The organism is Paenibacillus sp. A3 (assembly GCF_001399685.1).
Taxonomy (GTDB): Bacteria; Bacillota; Bacilli; order Paenibacillales; family NBRC-103111; genus Paenibacillus_G.
On the sequence record NZ_JTHN01000028.1, the window covers coordinates 1 to 13,071 of the forward strand.

9 protein-coding genes are annotated in these 13,071 nt (G+C 56.7%); 1 reads left to right on the plus strand and 8 read right to left on the minus strand.

The features are described 5' to 3' along the window. From QJ48_RS03445 to QJ48_RS03475, 8 genes are all read right to left on the minus strand, one after another. Nucleotides 1–572, minus strand: a 572-nt coding sequence (locus QJ48_RS03445; RefSeq protein ID WP_237762795.1) for an ABC transporter ATP-binding protein, incomplete at its 3' end; no start/stop codon positions are given. 5 nt (nucleotides 573–577) lie between these two features. Beyond that, nucleotides 578–1,495, minus strand: coding sequence for an ABC transporter permease (locus tag QJ48_RS03450; RefSeq protein WP_054972260.1), 918 nt, complete (start codon nucleotides 1,493–1,495; stop codon nucleotides 578–580). A gap of 15 nt (nucleotides 1,496–1,510) precedes the next feature. Beyond that, complete coding sequence (locus QJ48_RS03455) at nucleotides 1,511–2,443, minus strand: ABC transporter permease (RefSeq protein ID WP_054972261.1); 933 nt, start codon at nucleotides 2,441–2,443, stop codon at nucleotides 1,511–1,513. A 15-nt stretch (nucleotides 2,444–2,458) separates the two neighbouring features. Then, nucleotides 2,459–3,283, minus strand: a complete 825-nt coding sequence (locus QJ48_RS03460; protein ID WP_054972262.1) for a M55 family metallopeptidase — start codon at nucleotides 3,281–3,283, stop codon at nucleotides 2,459–2,461. A gap of 131 nt (nucleotides 3,284–3,414) precedes the next feature. After that, a complete protein-coding gene (locus QJ48_RS03465; RefSeq protein WP_054972263.1) occupies nucleotides 3,415–3,768 on the minus strand; it encodes a DUF3870 domain-containing protein in 354 nt (117 codons plus the stop codon). 382 nt (nucleotides 3,769–4,150) lie between these two features. Further along, the gene (locus tag QJ48_RS37970; protein WP_167670274.1) at nucleotides 4,151–4,324 is read right to left on the minus strand and encodes a hypothetical protein; all 174 of its coding nucleotides are present in this window, start codon (nucleotides 4,322–4,324) and stop codon (nucleotides 4,151–4,153) included. Nucleotides 4,325–4,380: 56 nt separating this feature from the next. Further along, nucleotides 4,381–4,839: a DinB family protein gene (locus QJ48_RS03470; protein ID WP_237762796.1), complete on the minus strand. Its 459-nt coding sequence runs from the start codon at nucleotides 4,837–4,839 to the stop codon at nucleotides 4,381–4,383. Between the two features lie 65 nt (nucleotides 4,840–4,904). Then, nucleotides 4,905–11,723 (minus strand): non-ribosomal peptide synthetase, encoded by a 6,819-nt coding sequence (locus QJ48_RS03475; RefSeq protein WP_054972265.1) that lies wholly within the window; start codon nucleotides 11,721–11,723, stop codon nucleotides 4,905–4,907. Nucleotides 11,724–12,179: 456 nt separating this feature from the next. On the opposite strand from QJ48_RS03475, the gene QJ48_RS03480 reads away from it, so the two are divergent. Beyond that, a complete protein-coding gene (locus QJ48_RS03480) occupies nucleotides 12,180–13,037 on the plus strand; it encodes a formate/nitrite transporter family protein (protein ID WP_054972266.1) in 858 nt (285 codons plus the stop codon). The last annotated feature ends 34 nt before the right edge of the window (nucleotides 13,038–13,071 follow it).

Below are 13,071 nucleotides of genomic sequence, written 5' to 3' on the forward strand. Positions count from 1 at the left end.
GGTTCGTCGGCAATAAGCACCGACGGCTTGCCGACCGCTGCGATAGCGATCATGATGCGCTGTCTCATGCCGCCGCTGAACTGGTGCAAATGCTGCTTGAGCCGGCTTTCTGGGTTGGAAATGCCGACCAGTTCCAGCATCTCTACCGCCTGCTTGCGGGCTTCGGACCGCGACAGCTTCTGATGGCGGATGATGCCCTCCATAATCTGCTCGCCGATGGTGATCGTCGGATTGAGCGCGGTAATCGCATCTTGGAAAATCATCGTGATGGCCGAGCCCCTGATCTCCCGCATCTGCTTCTCCGTCAGTCCGGTCAGCTCCCGTCCTTGAAACCGGATGCTGCCCTGCCTGATCTTCGAAGTTTGCGGGGGCAGCAGCCGCATCAAGCTGCGGGCGGTGACGCTTTTGCCACAGCCGGACTCGCCTACGATGGCGAGCGTCTCGCCGCGGCGAAGCGTCAAGCTCACGCCGCGGACCGCCTGCACCTCGCCGCCGTACGTGGCGAAGGAGACATGCAGGTCTTTCACTTCGAGCAGGACGTCCGGGGGAGACAATGAATCGGGTCCATTCATGGAGTTTACCTCCTCTGCTTCGGATTAAATGTGTTTTGCAGCCCGTCGCCGAGCAGGTTGAACGCCAGCATCGTCAGCGAGATGAAGAACGCCGGAAAGAACAACCGCCACCAATAGCCGGATAAAATCGTCGGCAGCGCATCGTTCGCCATCGTGCCCCAGCTGGCCAGCGGAGGCTGGATGCCGAGACCGAGGAAGCTGAGGAACGCTTCCGCGAAGATCGCCGACGGGACGGAGAACGTCACCTGCACGATAATGACGCCGAAAGCGTTCGGCAGCAGGTGTCTGCGGATAATGCTCCAAGGACCCGCTCCGAGCGTCCGCGAAGCCAGCACATACTCGGACGACGCCAACTGAAGCACCTGCCCGCGCACGATCCGGGCCATGCCGATCCAGCCGGTGGCCGTTAACGCGATGATGATGGTGAATAAGCCCGGGCCCATGACGACCATCAGCAGGATCACGATCAGCAGGTACGGAATGCCGTACAGGATGTCGACGATCCGCATCATGATGTTGTCGACCCGCCCGCCAAAATAGCCGGCAATGCCCCCGTAAACGACGCCGATGAGAAAATCGATGAGCGCCGCGACGACGCCGACGGTCAGCGAAATGCGGGAGCCGAACAAGATGCGCGCGAACACGTCACGGCCAAGCTCGTCGGTGCCGAACCAATGCTCAGCCGACGGAGCTTGGTTACCGTTTAGCAGGTTTTGCTTGGAGTAACTCTGGTCCGTCAGCCAAGGCCCGAAGATCGAAAGCGCCGCAAGCGCAACGATGAAGATAAGCCCGAGCAGTGCCAGCTTGTTCTTGAACAGCCGGATGCGTGCCTGCTGCCAGAGCGTCAACTGCGGCCGGACAATCGCTTCCGTAGGACCGATGCGTTTTTGCATCGGCACAAATAAATGATCGGGAACCGACATCCTCATCCCTCCTTTCTATGCGTCCTTTCTATGCAGCTTGATTCGGGGATCGATCAGACTGTACACGATATCGACCAGGAACATCATGAAGATGAGCAAGGCGCTGTAGAACACCGTCGTTCCCATGATGACCGCATAATCCCGGTTGTTGATCCCATCCACAAAATATTTCCCCATGCCCGGAATCGCAAAAATTTTCTCGATGACAAAGCTGCCCGTCAGCACGTTCGCAAGCAAGGCTCCAACTAACGTAACCACCGGCAGCACCGCGTTGCGCAGGGCGTGCTTGAACACAATCGTCGCCGGAGAAAGCCCTTTGGCCCTTGCCGTCTCGATATAGTCCTGCGTCAGCACTTCGACCATATTGGCCCGCGTTAGTCTTGCGATGATCGCGATCGGTCCGGTGGATAGCGCGACCGCCGGCAGCACGACATGCTTCCATGTCCCCCACGTCGCGACCGGGAGCAGCTCCCATTCCACCGCGATGTATTTGATCAGCAGCGGAGCCACGACGAAATTGGGCACCGCGATGCCGATGACGGCGAGCACCATGGCGATGTAATCGATCAGGCCGTTTTGCCGGAGCGCGGCGGCCGTTCCGAGTGCAATGCCCGATACGATCGCAAGGAGAAGCGACACGATGCCGAGCTGAAACGAGACCGGGAAGCCGCGCTCGATCATCGCGTTCACGCTTTCCGGATAATGCGAGATCGACGGCCCGAGATCCAGCGTGAGCAGCGACTTCAAATAAAGCGCATACTGGACGTACACCGGCTTATCCAAATGGTAGAACGCCATCATGTTCTGGACGACGGCCGGATTGGCCTCCTTGCCGTCCTGGTCGAACGGCGAGCCCGGAATCGTATGCATCAGAAAAAACGTAATCGTGACGATGAGCCACAGCGTCACCAGCATGGATACGAATCTTTTCAATAGGTACGACGCCACTCGATCACCCGCTTCTTAACAAAATGAAGTTCGCATGGCCAGTTCCGTCATGACCAGCATCGCTTGGTACGCCTCCAGAATGTTTTTGGCTTGAAAGGAAACGACCGGCGAGCCCTGCTCGATCGTCGTTCCCGGCATCAGATGCGCCCACTCCGCCTGCCCGTAATTGGCGAATTCGATCGACAGCATCGGACTCTCCGGGGGCGTTAAAGGCTTCACGCGGCCGCGGGCCTCAAGCGCCTCCCTCGTTTTGTCGCGAAGCAGCTGCCCGCTTTTCTCCGGCGTCAAGCAGAGCGCCGCCGTCCGCGAGATGCGCCGCTTGACGATGGCCGTCGTCACTCCCGGGATCAGCGCTTCCGCTTCCTCCGCCGTTTCGTCGTCCCCCGCTACGAGCAGCACCGGCACACCGTAATGACCCGCGACGAACGCATTGAAGCCGAGCTCTCCGATCGCCGTATCGTTGATGTACATGTTCCGCACGCCGAAAATCATCGTATGGCTGAGTACCCCCTTCCTTGCCGCCCGCGTATGATAGCCCAGAAAAGCGGCCCCGGCGAAGCTGGCGTCAAGCCCCTGCACCATCGAAAACGGCTTGACGTCCCCCGAAATCAGCTGCGTCTCCGGATGAAGCTTCTCGATCAGCAGGTTGTTCATCTTGGAGTGGCTGTCGTTGACCACGACTTCCCCGCATCCCTCTTGGAAAGCCGTTTCAATGACATGATTGGCCTCCGCGGTCATGATGAGCCGCCCTCTTTCGTAGTTGTGCTTGCTGGAATCGACAAACGTGGCATCGACCAGTCCGGTAATACCTTCCATATCAATCGAAATGTACAGTTTCATCGCTCAATCCTCCAATGTGATAGGTATAAAAAAATCCAGCAAACGACAACCGGCAGCCGCAAGGCTTCCAAGCGTATCGTTTGCTGGATTTTATTTACGCGTATGTCGCCATACTAATAAACAAAGCAGCGTTATGCGGTCCCTGACGCACCGGAATCGCAATCCCGGCCGTTCAAGACCAATTTGTATTTTTTTTGCGCATCCTTGAAGGCGACGATGATCGCTTTCTGCGACGAGCCGTGGTACCTTCGCTTGATTTCGTCGGCGACCGGCTCGAACGCCAGGATGCTCTGCCCGACGAATAAGGAGCGGACAAATTGCGAGGTTAGCGGAATGGTGGACGAGCAGCCCGCATCCACGATTTTGTGGTTGGTCGTATCCACGACAAGTCCGATGAAAAATGCGCTGTACTGCTGAGTAATCGGATTATTGAGAGATGTCTGCGCATCGCCGACCACGTAAACCGTGTCTTTATCGTAATCCATACTCGTCTCCCTTAATCGGCGTCCTTGGACTGGACGAACAGGGATGAAGGAAGGGAAGCTTCCCACGACCTGCCGCCTTCGGACGCACAATGCAGAATATGTAACTTATTCTAACAACAAACTGACATATTGTAAACAAGAAATCGAATTACTTTGTATGCGCTTACGAATATGATCTCTGAAACTATCGCAGGAACGCTTTGGAACAATTGTTAAACTTTCGTGAAAATTCTCATAACCAATTCTATTATAATAAACTCCGCTGCGTCTGAATAGCTTTATTTCACAATTTTATCAATGATTTGTCAATGATACGACGATGATAGGGTGCAAAAAAACAGCCGACCATCCCTCAAGGATGACCGGCCTTCGGCTTCACACGTTACTCCAGACGGTAATCGTCGATCTTCTCTCCGTCTTCCCACACCTCGACGAACAAGGCGTCGCAGTGCTCAAAATCGGACGGCTTGAACGAGAGAGCTTTCTCCTCGTCCTCGCCCACATACACATTTTCCATCCCGTCTTCGTTGAACGAGAGGATGACATACAGCTTCATTCCAGACCCTCCAGCAGCTAAGTATATTTTATATTGATGCCAAAATAAGCGTCCAATTAAACGTTGTTCTTCAAAATTTGACGCTTGAGATGGTATTCCATATGTTCCACGTAATCGTCAATAAGCCACTGCAAGCTTTTCGTTTCCTGATGGACGGTGACACATGGGTATGACAGCTTTTCGGCCGGTATTTTTTCGATAGCCTTCAAGATCCGGTTATTTAAGCCGGACCATAAATTCAGGATCTCTTCCGCCGGAGCCTCCTGATAATCCTGCAATGTCACCCATTGATCCTGATCGTAAGGGATGAGGATATACGGCTGCTTTTCATATTGCATTTTAATAAATCTCGGAAGATTGTTGACAGCCGAATCGCATAAGTGCCCAAGCGCTTCCTTCGGACACCATTTACCGGGCATGGGCCGCTCGGATACCTCCGCTTCGGACATCCGGCCGAACTGCTCTGGAACCGTACGCAGCCAGTGCTTTAAACGTTCCGCTGCTCTTTCCATCATATTCCCTCCCTCATCCTTTCTACAATACTATTTCTCCGTTCGTCCGAGCTCCCCTTTTTTCCAGATTAAATAAATCCGACTTCCCGGCAGTATCGCAGCATATCGTCCATCTGCTTATCGCCGATCGCCTGCCATTCGAAGCCGAGCTCCTTCAATAGCAGGACGGTTTTCTCCGAAGCGAGCGTAAACCGGGTCTGCTCCTGCTGCTCCAGCCAGCCGTAATGAAGCATCAGACTCTCGATCTCCTCCCGGCAAAAGCCTTCTTCATACCTGCTCTTCATGTAATCGATGAACTCGTCGAGCGTCCCCGACGCCATTCTTCCTCCCGAACGGCCATCCGCCAGTACACGGTGCATACTCTCATAGTGCGGGTTGTACAAATGGAATATTTCGTCCTTCAACGCAGCTGGCTTCATGAGGTGAACAATCGCTTGACTGACCCGATCGACGCAAGAAAAATCGATATCGGCCTTCAGCCGTGGCACCATGCCGAGACGGATAAACGACTTGAGCGTAGCGTAAAAGGCGTTCTCCTCGATGTTTTGTTGGAACTTGCCCGTCTCCGATTGAAAGACGAGGTTCCCCACCCGGTAAATGCTTGTGCGGAGCCCTTGGACACGCGCCTGAACGACCCGCTTCTCCGCTTCGAACTTGGATTTGGCGTAATAGTTCTCGTACTGCTGTCCCCGGTCCAAATCGTATTCGGTAAAATAAGCCGCAGACTGTCCCGGAATATGACCGGTCGCGACGCCAAGGGTCGAAATATGATGCACGTCTTTGGCCCGGTGCGTGCCGGCAAACGCCAGAAGCCGCTCGGTCGAAGCGATGTTCTGGCTTTCGAAGTGCGAATAGCTCCCGTAATGCTTCACGGTCGCCGCCGAATGCACAATGCAGTCGACGGTGCGTGCGAGCTGCAGATACGTTTCCTCATCCAGCCCCAAGCTTTCCCGCGACAAATCCCCCCGGTAAATCCGAATACGGCGGCCAAATTGCGCTTCTAGGGCATCACCGCCGAAATAAAAAGCCAGCTTCGCAAGCAGTCGTTCCCGCGCTTCCGTCTCGGTCGCCGCACGTACAAGAACGTGAACCGTCGCAGCGGTTTCGGCTAACAGCTCCCGCAGCAAATGGATGCCCAAATACCCGGTGGCTCCCGTCAGCAAAATGTCGCTGTACCCGCTGTCCCGCGTCAGGTCGAGCCGGGCGTACCGTTCGTTTCTCGCCCGGTATTCGGCGATCTCTTCGTCGAATCGTTCCATCGCCTCGTCCCGGCGGGCTATCTTCAGCTGCTCCAGCTTGGCGGTCAAATAGTTGGCCTTTGGCTTCACCTTGGCCGACAAAGATGCAATTGTCTGGTGCTCGAAGACGTCGTTGACTCCGATATCCAAGTCCTGCTGCAGCCTTGCGGTCATCGCAGCCGCCTTCAGCGAATGTCCGCCGAGCTCGAAGAAGTTGTCGTGAACGCCGATTTCGGCAATGCCCAGAAGCTCCTCCCATACCGCCGCCATCTTCCTCTCGATGTCCGTACGCGGGGCGACGCGGTCGCGCCCCGCTGCGGTACGCTCGCCCGGATCGGGTTCGGGCAGCGCCCTGCGGTCGATTTTGCCGTTGGGCGTGAGCGGCATGCTCTTTAACGGAACGAAATACGAGGGCAGCATATACTCCGGCAGCGTCTTGGACAAGTACTCCCTGACGTCCTTAACCGGCAGTTCCTCCGTCCCGGCGAAATAAGCGCACAACTCCTTGCTGCCGCTGCCAATCTCCCTGGCGACCACGACCGCTTCCCGGATCGAAGGATGGTTCAGCAGCACGTTCTCAATCTCTCCAAGCTCGATCCGATACCCGCGGATTTTCACCTGATGGTCCAGGCGGCCCAAAAATTCCAGCGTGCCCTCCGGTGTCCAGCGCGCGAGGTCGCCCGTTTTGTACATGCGTCCCTCCCTGGCGAACGGGTCAGACACGAATTTATCCGCCGTCAGGCGCTCGTCGTTGAAATACCCTCTGCCCACGCCATCCCCTGCGATGTACAGCTCTCCCGGCACACCGAACGGCTGAACCTGCAACCGGTCGTTCAACAGGTAGATACGCGAGTTGGCAATCGGCTTGCCGATCGGCGGAAGCTCCGGGATCGAGCCGTTCGGGTCGATCGTATGGGCCGTCGCGACATGCGTTTCCGACGGGCCGTAATGATTGTGCAGGAATACTTGATGCCGCTGGAGATGGGCCTTGAATTTGTCCGGGACAACTAACGGCTCCCCGGCCGTTATGATATGGCGTACCGACGCCGGAAGCTTGTCGGCATACGCGCTCTCGTTCAGGATGAGCTTCAAATACGAGACGGGCATGAACAAGACCTGAATCTGGCACTCTTCGATGAGCTGCAGCAACTTGTCCGGGCTTCGCCGGGTTTCGTTTGTCACGAGATGCAAGGTGCCCCCCGCCAGCAGAGCGGACCATATTTCCTGCGAGCTTACGTCGAAGCTGAGCGTCGTAAATTGCAGCACGCTGCTGCTGTAATCGACGTTCGTGTACCGATACTGATAGTGAAGCAGATTGACCATATTGCGGTGCTCGATCATGACGCCCTTCGGCTTGCCAGTCGTTCCCGACGTATAAATCACATACAACAAGTGGCTCGAACGGCTGCGTGGAGGAGGATTGTCGGCCGCTGCCTCGTAGGCAGCGGCCGTATCCAGACAGAGCTTCATGCCGTCAAATTCGACCCGGTCCGCCAAATGCGTCTGTGTGAGCAGGAGACGGGCCCGGCTGTTGTCCAGCATATATTTTACACGGTCGGCGGGATAATCCGGATCAATCGGAAGGTAGGCCCCTCCCGCCTTAAGAATGCCAAGCAGACCGACGATCATGTCCGGAGACCGCTCGGCCATCAACCCGACGAGCTGCTCCGGCTGCATGCCTCGGCGAATCAAGACGGACGCCAACCGGTTCGCCCGGTCGTTCAACTGCCGGTAAGTAAGCACTTCGTCCCCGAATACGACAGCAGGGCGATCCGGCGTCTGCCGCACTTGCTCCTCAAACCATCCGTGAATCGTCAACTCGCGGTCGTATGCGGATTCGGTTCGATTCCGTCCCTCCACTTGCTCCTTTATTTCCGCTTCCGAAAGCAATCGCAGCTCAGACAGCCGCTTTTCCTCCGAAGCCAACACATCCTCCAATATCCGCACATACTGGTTCGCCATCCGCTCGATCGTATCCCGTACGAACAGATCGGTGCAGTATTGGAAATCGATCCGGAGCGTCTCTTCCGTCTCCTCCGCATCAAGCATCAGATCGTACTTGGAGATCGGGTCCACGTACCGCTGATCGGTGATCCGGCTCCCTTCGATCGACGGCGTCGTCGTGCGGCCCGTATTTTGCATGACAAACATCGTATCGAACAGCGGGCTTCGTCCCGGCACTCGGGGAATGCGCAGCGACTGTACCAGCCGTTCCAGATCGTAGTCCTGATGCTCGAAGGCGGCAAGCAGAATCGACTTCAGCTCCTGCAAATAGCCGGCGAACGTCTTCGTCCGCTCCGGGAAGCTGCGGATCGGCAGCGTGTTGACGAACATGCCGATCAGCGGCTGCAGCTCGGCATGCGGGCGGCTGGCGACGGGAACGCCGACGATGATGTCCTCCTGGCCGGAATACCGGGCAAGCAGCACGTTGTAAGCGGCGAGCAGGATCATATACAAGGTGGTGTCCGTCCTGAGGGAGAACTGCTTCAAGCGCGCGGTCAAACCGGCATCCAACCGGAGCGGGTAAGTGTCGCCTTTGAAGCTTTGGAAGCCCGGTCTTTCCTTGTCGGTCGGCAGCTGCAGAACCGGGAGCTCCCCGGACAAGGCCGCCATCCAATACTCGCGCTGACGCGCCTCCTCCTGCGGTTCCCGGCCGTTCAGCCAGAAGGCATAATCTTTGAATTGGATGGTCGGGCGAGGCAGCTCCTCCCCCCGGTAAAATCGGCTCCACTCCTCGAAAAACACGTGCATCGAGACGCCGTCCACAATAATATGGTGGAAGTCCAGCATCAGATAATGAAGCTCCTCGGAGCAGCTAATGAGTCCGGCCCGGAATAACGGCGACTTCCCGAGATCGAAGGAAACGACGAACGCGGACATCAGCCGCTCCGCTTCTTCTTCCGCCGCCGCCAAAAACTGCATTTGAAACGCCGCACGAGGCGAGATGGTCTGTACGAGCTCCCCGTCCACCCACGCAAAAGCCGTACGGAGCGGTTCGTGCCGCTCGATCATTTGCTCGAAAGCCCGCTCCATCCGCCGCCGGTCGACGCTCCCTTCGATCTTGAGCAGCAGAGGAGTGTTATAGGCCGTACCCGACTGCTTCATCTGCCCGATGAAGAAGAGCCGCTTTTGCGCCGGATGAAGGGGGTAATGCTCCCGCTCCGGCGCTTTCCCGATCGCCTGACCGCCTCCGGTCGGTTTGTCCGCTTGACCGATCCACTCCGCTTGCTTACGGATGGTCGCATGCTCAAACAACTCCGCAATCGACAGCCGGACGCCGAAGCGCCATTCAATCTGTCCGCGCAGGACGGCGACATGCAGCGAATGGCCTCCGGCGTCGAAGAAGCGGTCATGGACGCCAACGGTTCGCAAGCCGAGCACTTCCTTCCACAGCTCCGCCAGCCCCCGTTCCGCCTCGCTGGCCGGAGGCGCGTAAGAAGCCGACTCCGCATCTCGCTCGGGTTCTGGCAGCGCGCGCCGGTCGACCTTGCCGTTCGCATTCACAGGCAGCCTCGGAAGCATGACGAACCAGGAAGGTACCATATAATCCGGCAACTGCTCCGCCAGAAACGCCGACAGCTCGCTGCGGGTGAGAGGCGCTTCAGATACGACGTATGCGCATAGGTACGCACGGCCGACATCGTCTTCGCGCGCGATCACGATGCAATCGAGCAACCGGTCGTGCAGCCGGAGCCGCTGCTCGATTTCGCCCGTTTCGACCCGGAAACCGCGAATTTTCACCTGATGATCGAGGCGTCCCACGTATTCCACGGAACCGTCCGGCAGCCACCGGGCCAAGTCCCCCGTCCGGTACAGCCGCTCCCCCTCGCAGAACGGATGGGCGACGAATTTCTCCTCCGTCAGCTGCGGCCGGTTCAAGTAGCCCCGGGCCAGACCGACACCGGAAATGCACAATTCCCCGGGAACCCCCACCGGCTGCGGCTGACCGCAGGCATCCAAAATATACAACCGAACATTGTTCAGCGGCTTCCCAATCGGAATGTTATCCGTGTGCGCCTTGACAAGATGCGTCGTGGTGAAGATCGTATTTTCGGTAGGACCATATACGTTATAAATAAGGTAGCTTTGCGGGTGGAATGTCTTCAGCTTCTCTCCGCCCGTCATCAGCACGCGGAGCGAGCGATTGGGAAGCTTCATAAACTGCTCGCCAAGCTGGGTCGGCAAGAAGCTGACCGTAATGTCATGTTGGTTGAAATACCTGTTCAGCTCCGCAGCATCAAGCCGGATATGCTCGGGAATGACATGAACCGCCGCCCCGGAAATAAGGTAGGGAAAAATTTCCAATATAGAAGCGTCGAACCCGACGCTGCAATATTTGCTGCTGCGGTCCTCCATCGTGACCTGAAAATGCGAACAATGCCATTCGCAAAAATTGACCAGCGACCGGTGCTCGATCAGCGTGCCCTTCGGCTGGCCGGTAGAGCCGGACGTATAAATGACGTAAGCCAAACCGGACGGTTCCGCAAGCTCCGGCAAAGGAGACGCATCCCCGTCATGCATCCGCCGGTCCGCGAGATCGACGACTTGGCCCTCAAAGGCAAACGGAAGCGCCGACTGCCCCTCCATGAGCAGCAGCTTCGCTCCGCTATCCTCCAAAATGTATCGTATGCGGTCCGGAGGATAATTCGGATCGATCGGCACATACGCCGCACCCGCTTTCAGCACCGCCAAAATACCGGCGAACATCGACAGCGTGGGGCGTGTCATAACTGCGACAAAGGCATTTGCTTCTTGTACGCCGAGTTCGATCAGCATTCTGGCTGTCCGGTTCGATTGTTCGTCGAGCTGCCGGTAAGTCAAGCAGTCCTTCCCGTCGACGATCGCAGGGCGATCCGGCGTGCGCCGCGCCTGCTCCGCAAACAGCCGGTGAATGGTCGCATCGGAGGAAAAGGGCGCATCCGTTTGATTGAACCCAACCAGCAACTGCTCTCTCTCGTCTTGGCTCAGCAAATCGATGCGGCCGATTGGCGTATGGGGAGATTCGAACCAACTCAAGATGATATTTTCCAAATGCCCCAGCAGCCTGCGGATCGTCGATGCCTGAAACGTGTCCGGCTTGTACTCCGCGCGGACTTCGAGAAGGTCCGAAAGCACGAACCGGACCGCGAGGTCGCACCCCGGAATGACGGACCACGCCCGCAAGGCGCCGGGAACTTCCACGCTTGCAGCCGTATTGAAAGGAAGCTGCAGCGAGGCGGACCCGCTCAAGTCGCTAAGCTCGCTGCGCGTAAGCGCATAAGCCTTCCCTTGGGCCAGCGTATCCTCCGCCCGGGCGACCAGCGATTCGAACGGCAGCGAAGCCGCGCCTGCGATTCGGGCAAGGATGATCCGTTCTTCCTCGGGCTCGACCGCCGCAAACCGTACCTCTTCGGTACGCAAATAGCGCTGCAGCAGTGCGGCCCACGCCGTATAAAGCATCGTGCTTGCTTGAACCCGGCGCGTGCCGCATAACTGACGCAAACGATCGGACGGCGCATTTTCCAACGTATGGCTAAGCGTCCGATACGCACCCGGGTCGTCTGCCGGACTGCGATCCAAACGGAGAACGGTAGCTTCCTCCGCATCCTGCATCTCCGTTATCCAGCGGTCAATAGCACTGATCGTCGCTTCATCCAGTTTCTGTGACATCCTCTTTCTCCCTCCCGAATTAAATTGGCTATGAAGACAAAAAGCAACCCGTTCCAAATCCGAAACGAGTTGCTGTTCATAACGAAGGCGTTCCCTGCAACCGTCAAGCCCGTGCGTTGACGCATACGACCCCTCCACGGCCCCCTCCTGCAATGAAATGACGGAGCCCTTGTTATTCAATTCGTAGAACTATCGATTCATGTCGATTCGTTAAATAATATTGCGTATATAGTTATATTTTACCATATTTCGTCGAATTTCCAAAATCCTTTTTAAGGTCTCAGCCGTTATTTACGGAACCGCGCTTTCTGTGCAAACCATCCTACGTGAATGTGATAAATACCACTTTCGATCCCCTTTTTTTGCGGTAAAATGAGACGACAGCAGAGACTGGGCGTTAGCACATCATTGATTGTGAATATTTTCACAAACATAATGGAAAGGTCGTGTCTAGACATGTCGTATCGCAAACCGGAAGAAATTGCGCATATTACCGTAGCCATGGGCGAGAAGAAAGCGAATATGCGTCCGCTGCAAGCTTGTACGCTGGGCTTTTTGGCAGGGGCATTTATCGCCCTGGGCTTCCTTCTATATCTGAGAGTAGCTGCGGGTGTTCCTGCGGCCTGGAGCGGGCTCGGCACCTTACTGGGCGCGGCGTTGTTCCCCATTGGCTTGATCCTCACAATTATTGCCGGGGGCGAGCTGTTAACCGGAAACATGATGGCGGTGCCGCTTGCACGGCTCCAAGGCAAAATAACGACGAAGCAGTTGGCCGTCAATTGGCTGCTGATTACGCTATCCAACTTTGCCGGGGCGCTGTTTGTCGCCTACCTGTTCGGTCACGTCGTCGGATTGACGGAAGCGGAGCCGTACTTGTCCAAGCTGGTCAAGGTGGCGGGAACCAAGCTTGACGAGAGCTTCCTGCAGGCGTTTATTTCGGGGATCGGCTGCAACTGGCTTGTCGCCTTGGCCGTCTGGCTCGCTTACGGCGCAGACGACGTCGCGGGCAAAATGCTCGGCATCTGGTTCCCGACAATGACCTTCGTCGCCATCGGCTTCCAGCACGTCGTCGCGAACATGTTCCTGATTCCTGCCGCGATCTTCGCAGGGCACTATACTTGGTTGGAGTACCTGGGCAACTTTGTCCCTGTCTTTCTCGGCAATGCCGTCGGAGGCAGCATCTTCGTCGCCACCGCCTATTGGATGGCGTATCTGAGAACCAAAGAAAAATCCGTGCTAAACCGAGAATCGGCGCTTCTGCAGCCGCAGCCTCTACCGACAAGCGAACGAACGGTGGCTGAAGGCAAAGCCTGAAGAAAGCGATCGGGAACGGGGCATGGTCGCAGAC